Origin of the sequence: Lentzea sokolovensis (assembly GCF_033949975.1) — a bacterium.
Taxonomy (GTDB): Bacteria; Actinomycetota; Actinomycetes; order Mycobacteriales; family Pseudonocardiaceae; genus Lentzea; species Lentzea sokolovensis.
On record NZ_JAXAVU010000013.1, the window covers coordinates 276,519 to 289,571 of the forward strand.

Below are 13,053 nucleotides of genomic sequence, written 5' to 3' on the forward strand. Positions count from 1 at the left end.
ACTCGAATGGGTAGCGGCAGCGTGGCGGTGGCCTGACCCGCTCATCCCAACGGCCTAGGAGAGGCGCTTCGGGGCTGGTCGTGGCGCAGGTCGTTGTGGTAATGCAACGAGTGTTCTCCGCCGCCGCGGAGCGAAAGGAAAAATGGGTGTCGGGGAATCGGGACGGAGTGTTTCGCGGCCGTGAGGGAGAACGGGAGCTCCTGAGCGGTGTGCTGAACGCGGGCACCGGTGTGGTGCTGATCGAGGGGGAGGCGGGCACCGGGAAGACGCGGTTGCTGGCCGAGATCGCCGTCGTCGCCGCCGGCCGCGGGTTCGAGGTGGCCACCGCCCAGGACGAGTTCGATCAGCCGTTCCTGCTCGCCCGCCTGGCCGACCGGCGCCCGGACGGTCCCGCCCTCGTCGTGCTGGACGATCTCCACCTGGCCGAGCCGGAAACCCTGGCCGCCCTGCGCGCACTGTTACCCGCGTCCACGCACGAGAAGGTGGTGTGGCTGCTCGCCCGACGCCGCGGTGAGGGCGCGGACCGCCTGTTCGCCGCCGCGGCAGGCCGCGGAGCGACCCGGATCGAGCTGAGGCCGTTGGCGGACAACGTGGTCGAGGACCTCGTGACCGACCTGACCGGCGGCATCCCCGACCAGGACCTGAAAGCGCTTGCTTCGCTCGCCCAGGGCAATCCCGCCGCGCTGGTCGGACTCTTCGCCGCTCTCCGGCTGGACGACCAGGTGGTGGTCACCGCCGAGCACGCCTCGATCAGGACCGACCGCTCTCCCCGCGCCACCGAGGCGTTGCTGCGCGACCGCGTGAGTGCGTTGAGCGGCAAGGCGAGGCACCTCCTGCAGGTCGCCTCGGTGCTCGGGCCGCGCTTCGAACCCGGTGACGTGGCGGAGATGCTGGCGTCGAGCACCGCGATCCTGTTGCCCGCACTGGACGAGGTCATCGGCGCTGGCGTCGTGACATCGCTGGACGACCGGCTGGCGTTCCGTCACGAACTGCTCTGGCGGCTGGTCGCCGATTCCGTGCCCCTGCCCGTGCGGCGCGCGCTGCACCGCGAGGCCGGCGAGATGCTGCTGGCACGCGGAGATTCCGCCGTGCTGGCCGCGAGGCACCTGCTGCACGGCGCCCAGCGCGGCGACGCCCGGTCGATCGACGGCCTCGTCGCGGCGGCGAAAGCCGTGCTGTGGAACGCTCCCGAGGCCGCCGCCGAACTCGCGGTGCGCGCGCTCGAACTGACCGACCAAGCGTCTGCTTCGCTGGTCCACCGCACGGTCATGGCGGTGCGCGCGCTCACCGCGGCCGGCAAGCTCACCGCCGCGCAGGCGCTCGCGCGGGAAGCGCTGTCCCGGCACGTGTCCCCGGAACCCGCGGCCAAACTCCGGCACTGCGTGGCCACGACGACGTTGCTGGGCGCCCGGCACGCCGAGTCGCTGGAGCTCTCCGAGGCGTTGCTGCGCGAACCCGACCTGGCGCCGGAACTCGCGCCGTGGGTGGAGATCACCCGGCTGATGGCCTTGCTCGGCCACGACCGGCGCCGCGCCGAGGAGCTCGCCGAGGAGGTCGTGCGCACCCGTCAGGGCGGGCCGGACGACGTGCTGGCAACGGCTTTGGCCGTGCTCGCGGCGATCGCGCGCGACACCGGGCGGCCCGGCGCCGCCCTCGAACTCGCCCGCGAGGCCGCGCGGTCGAGCACCTCCCACGACCTCAGCGCCTACCCGCAGCTGCTGTTCGCGACGCTGCTCGCGGGGCTGCGGGAGTTCACCGACGCCGACGACGTGGTGCGGCGGGTGCGCAGCGGGCCGTCCGCGGTGGTGACCAGGGAGGTCATGACCGCGGTCGTGCAGGCGCGGATCCTGTTGCAGGCAGGGCGGATCGAGGAGGCCTCCGTCGAGGCGCGCGCCGCGCTGACGGTGGCGGAGGAGACCGGGCACGAGACGGTGGTGGCGCCCGCGCTGGTGGTGCTGGCGATGGTCGCGATCCACACCGGCGACCTGCCCGCCGCGATCGAGCACGTCGAGCGCTACCGCGAGCAGGTCCCCGCCGACGGGATCCTCTTCTCCCGCGCCTACTACCAGTGGGCCGACGTGCTCGTCACGCACGTCGGCTCCGGGCTGGAGAAGGCGCTGGCACTGCTCACCGACGAGTACCCGTGCCTGGTGACGTCGGGGCTCTTCGCGGAGGAACCCCGCGCCGCCGGCTGGTTCGTCCGCCGGGCGCTGGAGGCGGGGGACGAGCGGCTGGCGAACGCCGTCGTGGACCGCGCGGAACGGCTCGCCGAGGAACACCCCGGGTTCGGCGCCGTCGCCGCGGCCGCGGTGCACGCACGCGGTCTGTTCGACGCCGACGCGAAGCTGCTGGAACTGGCCGCGCAGCAGCACCGCGACCTGTGGGCGCGGGCGAACGCGGCCGAGGACCTCGGCGTGCTGCTCACGGGCACGCCGGACCGGGCGGAGTCGGTGAGGGCGCTGGAGACCGCGCTCGGCCTGTACCGGGAGATCGGCGCGTCACGGGACGGCGCGCGGGTCCTGGGCCGGTTGCGCAAGCTCGGCAGGCGCCGCAGGGCCGCGCCGGCGCGCCCCGCGTCCGGATGGTCCAGTCTGGACGACACCGAACGGGCGATCGCCAACCTGGTGGCCAAGGGTCAGACGAACCGGCAGATCTCCACGCAGCTGTTCATGTCACCGCACACGGTGAACTTCCACCTGCGCAAGATCTTCCGCAAGCTGGAGATCAGCTCTCGCGTCGAGCTGGTGATGAGGTCGCGGGACGACCAATAGGCGTGGCGGTCCGCTTGGCCTGCCGACGGAGTTGCAGGATGCGGGCCGCGCCGACCACGGCGACGAGCAATGCACCGCCGATCGCGCCGAACAGCAGCGCCACCCCGAGGGGAAGGCTGAACTCGCCCCACAGGAAGTGGATCGTGGCGTTGCCGCCGTTCTGCAGGATGAAGATCAGCAGGAAGATCAGCACGACGATCGCCACCAGCACGGCGACCCAGGTACCGCTGATCCGGGTGGGCCGCGTCGTCTTCTTCGGCACGACCGGTGCCGGAGCGGCCGGGATCGGTTCCGTGACCGGCGTCTTCGGGGACTCGTCGCTCGGGTTCGCCACGATCCACATTATCGGCGCCCGAGCGTCGTCCCGCGCGTTGGCGAACGGTTACAACTTGCGCAACCCCGACAGCACGCGTTCGAGCAGCGCGACGTTCGGCTGGGCGGCCGGCTCGTGCACCGCGACCAGGTTGAGCGTGATCAGGTCGCTCAGCAGTACCCGCGTGACGCCGAGCGGGATCTTCATGAGCGCCGAGATCTCGGCGACCGACCGCGGCTGCAGACACAGGCGCATCATCGCCGCCTGGTCGTTGGTGGCGCGGTAGAGCCGGTCCTCGTCGGTGGAGAGCAGCGTTTCCAGACGCAGGTCGTGGCGGGCCGTCGTGCGGCCGCCGGTGCGGGCGTAGGGACGGATGAGCGAGCTGTCCCTAGCAGGGGCGTGGGTCGGTTCTTGCTCTTGCACAGGCCACTCCGGTGGCGGTTCCGGTGGGCGTTGGCGCAACGGTTGCTGACGGGGCAGTTGTTGCGTCTCCGCGCCAGTGAAGTCTTCACTTCCGTCGGCGCGTAGCCGTCTACGGGTCGCGGGCGACCCGAAACGCGCCCCCGTGTAACCGATTGCCGTCGCTTCCTCGTCGTGCACGTGCTCAAGCTATAACGAAGTCGCCCAAATGTATGTGGATCACGTTGCCTTTTTGTCACCCAGATCGAATCTGACTTGGATTGCAGTGCCCGACGACGTCGTTTGGGTGCGCACGAGGTCCGCCAAACGGTTGACGAGCAACAGACCGCGACCGCCTGGTTCGTTTGCGTGAACAGGCGTTCGGCCGGCCAGAACATCGGTGATGTGCCCGTTGTCGTTGACTTGGCAAACAATACTTTTCGGTTCGGCCCAGACGCGGACCGTGCTCTCGCCCCCGCCGTGCCGCACGCTGTTCGTCGCGAGCTCGGTGACCGCGAGCGCGAAGTCGTCGACGCGACCATGGGACAAACCGAGCTTGACGGCCTGCTCACGGGCGAACGCGCGCACCGCCGCCATCGTCCCGGCACCGGCGGACGTGCTCACCGCGTCGGACGGGATGGGCAACGGCATCGAGTGTGCGGCGACGACCACCCGTGCGGGGTGGAAGTGGTCGCTGGGACGGTGGCCGCTCGCGTCGATCACGACCGGGTGGGTCTTCTCGGCGTCGGCCAGGACGTCGTGGGTGAGGGTGGTGATGCTGTAGGGGCACAGGATGCTCAGGTCACGGCCGCTGAACGCGTAGTTGACCAGCGCCTCGTGCAGCGCGCACGCCGGGTACTCGACGTCGGTGTGCAGGTCCCACACCTGCTCGCTGATGATGCGGACGGCCCCGCGGTGCCGGTCGGCGAACGCGCGGAGCTCGGGGATGATCCGGCCGGGGTTGCGGCCGGTGTCCGCCATGTCGATGAACGTCACGAGGTGGGCGAACCCGCTCAGCGCCTCTTTGAGCAGCTCCAGGTTCGTGCTGGGCACCGCCACGGCGACCGGTTCGGCGCTCGCGAGACCTTCCATGACGAACGGCACGGTCCCGTCGATGTAGGAGTCCTCATCTGAGTAGAAGAGCGCCGGATGTGCGAACGTCATGTGCCACCTCTCGTCAACGTCCCAGGATGTCCACCCGGTGCGTTGCTCAAACCCATCATTTCTTGACCCTCACACCGTGTCAGCCCCTACACAGGAGCAGTCATGTTCACCATCGGAGACTTCGCCCATCTGGGGCGGGTGTCGGTGCGGATGCTGCGCCACTACGACGCGGTCGGGCTGCTCCTGCCCGCCCGCGTCGACCCGGCCACCGGCTACCGCTTCTACACCGCCGCCCAGCTGCAACGACTCAACCGCCTGCTCGCGTTGAAGGACCTCGGTCTGACGCTCGACCAGGTGCGTGTGGTGCTCGACGAAAAGCTTTCCGTCGAGCAGTTGCACGGCATGCTTTCGTTGCGGCGCGCCGAGCTGCGGCAGCAGATCCTCGCGGACGAGTCGCGGCTGCGGCGGGTTGAGGCACGTCTCCGTGCCATCGAAAGAGAAGGCGCCATGCCCACCGACGAGATCGTTGTGAAGCCCGTTCCCGCCGTCCGCGTCGCCCGGCTGACCGCGACCGCCGCCTCGTACGGGCCCGAGGACATCGGCCCGGTCATCCAGCCGCTGTACCCGCAGCTCTTCGAACGACTGGGCCGTGCGGGGGTCGCGCCGTCCGGCTACGGGATCGCCACCTACGAGCCCGCCGAGGGCGACCAGGTCGTCGTGCACGCCGGGGTGACCGTGGCCGTCGAGTCGTCGCCGGCCTACGAGTTCGAGGTCGTCGACCTGCCCGCGCTGGCCGAGGCGGCGACCGTCGTGCACCGCGGCACCATGGACGACGTCGACGTGACCTACCAGGCCGTCGCGGCGTGGATCGAGGCGCACGGGTACAAGCAGAACGGGTTCGCCCGCGAGGTGTACCTGAACTACGGCGAGGGCGACCCCGCCGACTGGGTGACCGAGCTGCAGCTGGAGATCAGCAAGCCGTAGGAGGGCGATCGCGGCCCGGCCTAGTGGTCGTCCTGGTGGATGCGCCGGTGCAGCGACTCCATCCGGTCGTCCAGCTGGGCCGCGATCATCGCCGTCGACATCAGCTCGCCCACGAAGTCCGCGGGCGGGCTGTCGTCGTACTTGTAGAACAGCTTGTGCTCCAGCGTGGCCCAGAAGTCCATCGCGATGGTCCGCAGCTGCACCTCGACCTTCACGTGCTCGACCCGGTCCGACAGGAACACCGGGATGCGCACGATCAGGTGCAGGCTGCGGTAGCCGTTCGGCTTCGGTGTGGCGATGTAATCCTTGGTGCGCAGGATCTCCACGTCGTGCTGGCGCGCGAGCATCGCCTTGACCCGGTAGACGTCCGAGACGAACGGGCACACCACCCGCACGCCCGCGATGTCGTCGAGCCAGTCGCCGATCGCGTCGAGGTCGAGCGGGAAGCCCTTGCGCCGCAGCTTCTCCAGGATGCCTTCTGGCTTCTTCACGCGGTTGGTGATGTGCTCGATCGGGTCGTGCTGGTGGACCGAGTCGAACTCCTCGCTGAGGATGCGGAGCTTCGTCATGAGCTCCTCGATCGCGAACTTGTAGACGAGCAAACGTCGTTCGAGGTCGCGCAGCAGGCTCAGGTCGTCGGCCAGGTCGGTCACCACACCAGAGTACTGATCACTCCGGATCAGAACTGGGCCACGGCCTCCGGCGCGTACCCGTAGAAGCCGGGAAGACCACCCGTGTGGAGGAACACGACCGGTACGTCGCTGTGCGGGGCGATCTCGCGGAACTTCACCGCGGCCTTGCCGGTGTAGACCGGGTCGAGGATCACGCCCTCCGTCCGCGCGAAGAGCTTCAGCACGCTCCACATCTCCGGCGTCGGCACGCCGTAGCCAGGCCCGATGGTGTCGTCGGTGACGGTGACGTGGGCGAGCTCCGGGGCCGGCTGCCCGAGCAGGGCGGCGGCGTCGGTGGCGAGGTTCCGCAGTTCCCGCTCGGCGTCCTGGGCGGTGTGCGAGACGCTCGCGGCGTGCACGGTGCCGGGCCAGCCGAGCAGTTCGGTGCCGAGCGCGATCCCGGCCGCCGTGGCGCCGCTGCCGTCCGGCACGACGATGGTGGCGTTGTCGATGCCGCGCTCGTTCAGCTGTCCCACGAGTTCGATGGCCGCCGCGACGTAGCCGAGCGCGCCCAGTCCGTTCGAACCACCGACGGGCAGCGTGACGGCCTTGTCGTGGTTGATCTTCTCGTACGCCTGGACGGTCTCGTCGGCGTCCGCGCAGACGTGCACGTTTGCGCCGAACATGTGGTCCAGGACGACGTTGCCGGACCTCTCGTACGCGTCGCCCTTCATCGGCACCTTGGCCGTGAGCACGAGCTCGCACCGGAGGCCGAGCTTCGCGCACGCCGCCGCGGTCTGCCGGCCGTGGTTGGTCTGCAGCGCGCCGAACGTGATGATCGTGTCCGCGCCCTGCTCGATGGCCTGGCCCAGCAGGAACTCGAGTTTGCGCAGCTTGTTGCCGCCCGCGCCGAGGCCGTTGACGTCGTCGCGCTTGATCAGGACCGGCGGGCCGCCGAGCTCGGTCGCGAGCCTCGGGGCGTCCTCCAGCGGGGTCGGCCAGGTGCCCAGTGAGACTCGGGGGAACGCGCTCAGGTCCATGGTTCGAGCTTAACGGCCTCGGATTTGGAGGGCTTCTGCCCGATTCCGTGCAGAACGTGGGCGAGGACCTCGATTCCGCGCACCACGCGCGGCCCAGGCCGGTTGAAGTACGACGGTCCATCCAGGACCCACGTCTCGGGCAGTGGCTGGTGCGGCAGCTCCTGGAGCGTCCGTTCGACCGGGAAGCCGCAGGGCATCAGGAGGGCGACGTCCGGCTGCGCGTCGTGGACGGTCTGCCAGGTGATCGGCCTGGTGTGCTCGCCCTTCTCCGCGATCAGCGGGATGCCACCCGCTGCCGCGATCTGCTCGGGAACCCAGTGACCCGCGGGCCACACCGGGTCGAGCCACTCGATCGCCGCCACTCGCGGGTGCGCGAGATTCCTGGTCTGGCGCTCGATGTTCCCGATGCGGTGTCGCAGTGCGGCGATCTTGTCCGTGCTGTCGGCACCGAGGACGTCGCCCACGGTCTTCAGGCAACCCAGTACTTCGTCCAAAGTGGAGGGTTCGAGGCTGAGCACCTTCGGGCCCACGTCCATCATTCGGACCGTGTCGGTGACCTTGCGGTACGAGATCGCGCAGACGTCGCAGAGGTCCTGGGTGAGGATCACGTCCGGCTTGAGGTCGTTCAGCAGGTCCGCGTCCAGGCCGTACAGCGACGACCCGTGGTGGACGGTCGAGTTGATCTCCCGGCTGCTCAGGGTGTTCTGGTCGATCCCGGTGCTCGTGACGACGGGGACGCCCTCGACCTCGGCCGGCCAGTCGCACTCGTGGGTGCGTCCCACCAGGTGCTCGACCAGTCCCAGTTCGGCGACGACGTCGGTGGCCGCGGGCAGCAGCGAGACGATCCGCATCAGACCTCCCGGCCGAACTCGGCGTACCGCGTGGAACCGCTCTCCAGGGCCTCGACGGCGAGGGTGAGCCGCCGGTGCAGGGACGGGTAGACGCGGTGCCGTGCCTCGTCCAATGTCAGGTACAGCACGCCCTCCAGTTCGGGATCGCACGCCGTCGCGTCGTCCACGACGCCGCCGTCGAACACGAACTGGTGGCAGTCGCGCCAGACCCCGTTGCGCGGCGTCCAGTCCACCACCAGCAACGGCCCGAGCGTCAGCGACAGACCGAGCTCCTCGTGGATCTCCCGCAGCGCCGCCGCCTTCGGGGACTCGTCGTCCTCGGTCATGCCGCCGGGGATGTCCAGCACCGCCTTGTACGTCGGCACGACGAACAGCACGCGTCCGGTGGAATCACGGATCAGCGCGCCGCCCGCGCACGTCTTGGTGGGGCGTCGTGACGCCACTCCCGGCACGTGCTCGAGCTCGGCCGGACCCTCGTCGAGGACATCGGCGGCGAAGGAGGCGGGATTCCCCGCGTGCAGTGCGGACACCAGTTGATGATCACACCACCGGGTGAATCGCGCACGTGCTGTACAGGGGTTTCGCACCGGTGGGTGGACGTCCCGAAAATGACGGTCTGCAACCAAACGACCGAGGAGTACGCTTGGACCTGTAACTCCGTGCGATCAATCGCCGATGTCCACGGCAACATCGGTGGAGGTGACGCCAATGGGGGCAACCGGTGCCGCCAAGCGCAGACACGAGAGCGGTTCGGCCCCGTGGTCGGTGGTCGGACTGACCGTCGTGTTCGTCGTGGTGGCCCAGGTCCAGTTCGCCATCGCGGTCGCGGAATCGGTCTGGTGGCCGGCCGTGCTCGGGGTGTTGCTGCTGGCCGCGGCGATCGTGTTCGTGAAGACGGCGCGCAGGCTGCGGTGGGAGGACAGCGACTCGTACGAGGCACCGCCCGAGGTGGCCCAGCCGCTTCCGGCGCACTACGAGAGCCACGTCGACGCCGACGGAAGCCTGGCACGCGCGGTCGGCGAAGTCGTCCACGCGTCCCGGCGCTGGCGGGCCTGACCGCCGCAGGGTGAGGAGGCCGGGCCAGCAGGTGGTCCGGTCATTTCCCCGTGTCGTCGGCACAATGGCGCCATGCCGACGTCTGCCGAGTGGCTCGAAGTGCGCGCCCACCTGCTCGAACACCGCCACGCGCTGGCCATGAAGGCGGTCTCGGAGTACCCGGACGTGCCCAGGGTCGCGGGGACGCCGTTGCTCACGTCGCTGGACTGGATGCCGGCCGCGCCGATCCCGCTGGCCGATCTCTCGCTCGAACTGAAGACGTCCGCGGAACTGCCCGGCGTGCCGGCCTCCCTGCTGCCGGACGGGTTCGGCAGCTACTCGGCGGCGATGGCCGCGCTCGCGTCGCCCGCGGTGTTCCAGAACCGCGAGACCTACCGGCTGCTCGGCTTCTCCGGCCGGCACCTGACGTTCGGCCTCGGCACCTATTTCGACGGCATCGACGTCGGCGAGGCCTGTGCCCACGAGTACGCGGCGCGGGAACTCGGCCGGATCGGCGCGCTGCCGTCGCGTTCGGCGGTCGGTGATCCGTGCGATCCCCGACGCCGCCCGGTCAACGTCGCCATCAGCACCCTCACCCTGCGGCACGACGAGGCGTCCGGGGAGGCGACGTTCTTCCTGCACTGGCGTGACCCGAAGCGCGTCGGCCACGCGGGAGGCATGTTCCAGGTGCTGCCGGTCGGCGTGTTCCAGGGCTCGTCCGAGGACGACTTCTCGTTGTGGCACTGCATGATCCGCGAGTTCGCCGAGGAGATGCTGGGGGCGGAGGAGATCCACACCGTCGACTACGCGGCCTGGCCGTTCGCGCGGCGGCTGACGGCGGCCGCGCGGGTGTTCTACCTCGGCATGGGCGTGGATCCGCTGACGTTCGCCACCGACGTGCTGACGGTCGCGGTGATCGAGGCGGGGGAGTTCGACGAGTTGTTCGGCGATCTGGTGTCGCACAACGAGGAGGGCGAGGTGCTGCGCGGGCTGCCGTTCACGGCGGAGAACGTCGAGCGCTTCGTCCATCACGAGCCGACGCAGGCAGCCGGTGCCGCACTGTTGTCGCTGGCGTGGCAGCACCGCTCGGCGTTGCTCAGCGCCTGAACGGGTTGGGCAGGTACGCCCAGGCAGTCGTCTTCGGGTCGAGTCGCATCAACGTGAGCGGCTTGGCCGGCAGCGGGTCGTTCAGCAACGCGTGCCGGTCCGGCGTGTCCGGGACGGTCTTCGCCACCACGTCCCACAGGTCGGCGTCCGGGGCGTCGACCGCGCCGATCAACCCGGTCAGCGCGGTCGCGAAGAAGGTCGCGAACGTCTTGGCGCGCAAGGCTTCCGGGTCCGCGTGCAGTCGTGCGGGCAGATCGGCGCGCGGGCTGACGCGGATGTCGGCCAGGTCGCGGTAGATCACCCGGCTCGGTCTGCCGTTCACCAGGCCCACCAGCAGGTTCTGCTCGTGCGCCTCCAACGCGACGCCGCGCGCCAACAGCGTCATCAACGGCGGCACGGTCAGTTCGGCGAACTCGGCGAGCCACTCGATCGGGTCGGGGATCCGCCAGGCGCTCAACGCGGCCAGGGGCAGCAGGGTTTCGCCCTCGCGTGGCACGGGTCTGTCACGCAGGATCACGCCCAGCCTGCGGTCCGGTTCACCGTTGGTCAGCACCGCGGCCGATGCCCGGTTGTGCTGCAGTTCGATGCCCTCGACGGCCGCGCTCAGGAAGTCGGAGACCGTCGTCGCGGTCGCGATCGAGCCGCCGGAGATGTCCCGCACGGCCGAGGTGATCTGGGCGCTCAGCGTCGTCTTCACGTGCCAGGAACCGGTCGAGAGAGTGCGCAGCGCCATCAGCGGGCTCGCGTCCAGGGTGCCCTCGGCAGGCACGTTCAGCCGGTCTGCCTGCCACGGGTGCACGGGCAGGAGGATCCGCTCGCCGTCGCGAAGCTCGTCGGGCCAGTCGCCGAACACCACGTGACTCGGCGCGGAGTGCAGTCGCAGCCGGACGATCGGGCGGTGCTCTGGGCCGTACGCGAGGTGGTCCTGGGCGGTGAACCCCGTGCGGTTGCGGCAGCAGGGGTGCAGCGGATGGCCGTCGACGACGCTCTGCTCGTGCTCCTCCAGTGACCTGCTCAGGAACGGCGTGGTGAGCGGGCTCGTCGTGCGGGACAGGGCCAGTCCGGCGACGCTGTGGGCGACCTCCGTGATCAGGCTCTCAGCGCGGCGCCAGCGCAGTGCGGTGAGGAGGCCGACCGGATGCGAGTACTCGGCCGGATGCACGCTGACCTGCGGCAACGGCTCGATCGCGAACGCCCGGAGCAGGCGCGCGAGGATCGCCGCACGGGCTCCCGGCAGCGCCGCGATGAACCTTTCGGCACGTCTTTCGTCCAGCGCTGCGGCGAACTCGGACTCGACCGGTGTCTGCGTCAGAATGATCTGATCCTGACACATCCCCACAGGAAGCGGACACCGGTGGACGCCAGCACTGACCCCGACGCCATCACCACGACGGCCCTGCTGAACTGCCTGCGCCGCGAGGTGGGGGAGTGGGCGAATGGCACGATCCGCCTGCCCCGCACCGGCGTTCTGCTGCGGGTGCGGGAGGGGCGCTGGCTGTCGGATCCCGAGGTGTTCAGCGGATCGTGGCAGCCGTTGTCGTGGCACGAACTCGCTGTGCTCATCACGAAGGAACTCGGCGACCCGCCGGTTGGCTTCCTGGACGAGATCGCGGGCTCGCGATCGGCCATCGCCGCCGTCCTCGACGCCCGCGCCCCCGCCCCCGCCGACCTCTACCGGCGTTCCGAGCAGGCGTTGATCGCCGGGCACCGCTATCACCCCGCGCCGAAGGGCCGCGGTGGCCTGCCCGCCTCGCAGTGGCTGCCGTACTCACCCGAGGTGCACGCGAGCTTCTCGCTGGCGCACCTGGAAGGTGACTTCATCGACGACGGTGAGGTGCCGCTGCCCGCCGGTGTGCTGCCCGCGCATCCGTGGCAACTTTCCTTGCTGGGCCTCACGGGTGCGGTGGCGGAGCACGAGGTGTGGCCCACGTCGTCGGTGCGGACGGTCTACGACCCACCGGCGGATCTGTTCTACAAGTTCAGCCTCGACGTGCAGATCACCAACGACGTGCGCCGGCTGTGGGAGCACGACCTGCGCTGGATCCCGCCGCTCGCACGTCTGCTGAGACCGGTGTTCGCGGACATCGCGGCGGACTTCCCCGGCGCGGCCTTCCTGATCGACCGCGGCTACCGGACCTCCCCGGACTCGTTCGAGGGCCTGGCGGTCGTGGTGCGCGACGGCGTCCGGCAGCACGTCCTTCCCGGCGTGACCCCGCTGCTGGCGGCCGGAATCAGCGAGGGCTTCGACGGCAACCCGTTGGACGGACTGGATTCCGGGAGCGCGTTGCGCTGGTTCCGGCAGTACGTCTCGGTCGTCGTTCCTCCGGTGCTGCACGCGTTCTTCGCGCACGGCATCGTGATGGAGTGCCACCTGCAGAACGTTCTGGTGGGCGTGGACTCCGCGGGCATGCCGGTGCAGGCGATCTACCGCGACCCCGAAGGCATGCGGCTGCTTCCTCGCCATGCCGATCTGCTGTCCTCAATGGACGGACTGGACGGATCGCGGGGGGTCTCCGAGGCGAGGGGCTGGGAGCGGCTGCGGTACTGCCTGATCGTCAACCACCTGATCGAGATCGCCGGCGCGGTGCTGGTCCGGCACCCCGGTCTCGACGTGTGGGCCGAGGCACGGTCTGTTTTCCTTGCGTATGCAAGAGATCACGGATGTGAACAGGTCATGTCGTTGCTGGAGAGCCGGTTCGTGCCCGCGAAGGCGAACCTGCTGCTGCGCTGGACACGCGCGGAGGGCGCGGCGAGCCGGTACGTCGACTGCCCGAACCCGTTGTACCGGAACTAGCTCCTTTCGTTGACACCGTTTTCATCGCGCCCATACGTTCAGGG

At 69.7% G+C, this 13,053-nt stretch carries 13 protein-coding genes; 5 read left to right on the forward strand and 8 right to left on the reverse strand.

Features of this window, described 5'->3' with window-relative positions:
- The first annotated feature begins 146 nt into the window (after positions 1-146).
- Complete coding sequence (locus SK854_RS32560) at positions 147-2,771, forward strand: helix-turn-helix transcriptional regulator (RefSeq protein WP_319978960.1); 2,625 nt, start codon at positions 147-149, stop codon at positions 2,769-2,771.
- On the opposite strand, the gene SK854_RS32565 is transcribed toward SK854_RS32560, so the two are convergent.
- The 3 genes from SK854_RS32565 to SK854_RS32575 form a co-directional block, all read right to left on the reverse strand.
- Positions 2,725-3,105 carry a LapA family protein gene (locus SK854_RS32565; RefSeq protein WP_406601854.1) on the reverse strand — a complete coding sequence of 127 codons (381 nt, stop codon included), beginning with the start codon at positions 3,103-3,105 and terminating at the stop codon, positions 2,725-2,727. The genes SK854_RS32560 and SK854_RS32565 overlap by 47 nt on opposite strands.
- Positions 3,106-3,153: 48 nt before the next feature.
- Positions 3,154-3,507 (reverse strand): DUF742 domain-containing protein, encoded by a 354-nt coding sequence (locus tag SK854_RS32570; protein ID WP_319978961.1) that lies wholly within the window; start codon positions 3,505-3,507, stop codon positions 3,154-3,156.
- A gap of 216 nt (positions 3,508-3,723) precedes the next feature.
- The gene (locus tag SK854_RS32575; RefSeq protein WP_319978962.1) at positions 3,724-4,647 is read right to left on the reverse strand and encodes an anti-sigma factor RsbA family regulatory protein; all 924 of its coding nucleotides are present in this window, start codon (positions 4,645-4,647) and stop codon (positions 3,724-3,726) included.
- 102 nt (positions 4,648-4,749) lie between these two features.
- Here SK854_RS32575 and SK854_RS32580 point away from each other — a divergent pair, with 102 nt between their 5' ends.
- On the forward strand, positions 4,750-5,571 hold the full coding sequence (locus SK854_RS32580; RefSeq protein ID WP_319978963.1) for a MerR family transcriptional regulator: 822 nt from the start codon (positions 4,750-4,752) through the stop codon (positions 5,569-5,571).
- 20 nt (positions 5,572-5,591) lie between these two features.
- Here SK854_RS32580 and SK854_RS32585 read toward each other — a convergent pair whose 3' ends face one another.
- From SK854_RS32585 to SK854_RS32600, 4 genes are read right to left on the reverse strand one after another with little or no spacing between them, the layout of a single operon-like run.
- Positions 5,592-6,224 (reverse strand): GTP pyrophosphokinase, encoded by a 633-nt coding sequence (locus SK854_RS32585; protein WP_406601855.1) that lies wholly within the window; start codon positions 6,222-6,224, stop codon positions 5,592-5,594.
- Positions 6,225-6,250: 26 nt separating this feature from the next.
- Positions 6,251-7,222, reverse strand: coding sequence for a D-cysteine desulfhydrase family protein (locus SK854_RS32590; RefSeq protein WP_319978965.1), 972 nt, complete (start codon positions 7,220-7,222; stop codon positions 6,251-6,253).
- Positions 7,213-8,073: a cobalamin-binding protein gene (locus tag SK854_RS32595; protein ID WP_319978966.1), complete on the reverse strand. Its 861-nt coding sequence runs from the start codon at positions 8,071-8,073 to the stop codon at positions 7,213-7,215. Before SK854_RS32595 ends, SK854_RS32590 begins: the two co-directional genes overlap by 10 nt.
- Positions 8,073-8,603 carry an NUDIX hydrolase gene (locus SK854_RS32600; protein ID WP_319978967.1) on the reverse strand — a complete coding sequence of 177 codons (531 nt, stop codon included), beginning with the start codon at positions 8,601-8,603 and terminating at the stop codon, positions 8,073-8,075. The genes SK854_RS32595 and SK854_RS32600 overlap by 1 nt, the downstream gene beginning before the upstream one ends.
- 178 nt (positions 8,604-8,781) lie before the next feature.
- On the opposite strand from SK854_RS32600, the gene SK854_RS32605 reads away from it, so the two are divergent.
- Entirely contained in the window at positions 8,782-9,129 is a 348-nt protein-coding gene (locus SK854_RS32605; RefSeq protein ID WP_319978968.1) for a hypothetical protein, read from the forward strand.
- 72 nt (positions 9,130-9,201) lie between these two features.
- Positions 9,202-10,215 (forward strand): hypothetical protein, encoded by a 1,014-nt coding sequence (locus SK854_RS32610; protein WP_319978969.1) that lies wholly within the window; start codon positions 9,202-9,204, stop codon positions 10,213-10,215.
- Here SK854_RS32610 and SK854_RS32615 read toward each other — a convergent pair.
- Positions 10,205-11,548, reverse strand: coding sequence for an IucA/IucC family protein (locus tag SK854_RS32615; protein WP_319978970.1), 1,344 nt, complete (start codon positions 11,546-11,548; stop codon positions 10,205-10,207). The genes SK854_RS32610 and SK854_RS32615 overlap by 11 nt on opposite strands.
- 21 nt (positions 11,549-11,569) lie before the next feature.
- On the opposite strand from SK854_RS32615, the gene SK854_RS32620 reads away from it, so the two are divergent.
- Entirely contained in the window at positions 11,570-13,009 is a 1,440-nt protein-coding gene (locus SK854_RS32620) for an IucA/IucC family protein (RefSeq protein WP_319978971.1), read from the forward strand.
- Positions 13,010-13,053: the final 44 nt, after the last annotated feature.

Coding starts and splice junctions, on each gene's coding strand:
- SK854_RS32575 (WP_319978962.1), bottom strand. CDS start 4,647: ATGACGTTCGCACATCCGGCGCTCTTCTACTCAGATGAGGACTCCTAC.
- SK854_RS32595 (WP_319978966.1), bottom strand. CDS start 8,073: ATGCGGATCGTCTCGCTGCTGCCCGCGGCCACCGACGTCGTCGCCGAA.
- SK854_RS32590 (WP_319978965.1), bottom strand. CDS start 7,222: ATGGACCTGAGCGCGTTCCCCCGAGTCTCACTGGGCACCTGGCCGACC.
- SK854_RS32605 (WP_319978968.1), top strand. CDS start 8,782: ATGGGGGCAACCGGTGCCGCCAAGCGCAGACACGAGAGCGGTTCGGCC.
- SK854_RS32580 (WP_319978963.1), top strand. CDS start 4,750: ATGTTCACCATCGGAGACTTCGCCCATCTGGGGCGGGTGTCGGTGCGG.
- SK854_RS32615 (WP_319978970.1), bottom strand. CDS start 11,548: ATGTGTCAGGATCAGATCATTCTGACGCAGACACCGGTCGAGTCCGAG.
- SK854_RS32610 (WP_319978969.1), top strand. CDS start 9,202: ATGCCGACGTCTGCCGAGTGGCTCGAAGTGCGCGCCCACCTGCTCGAA.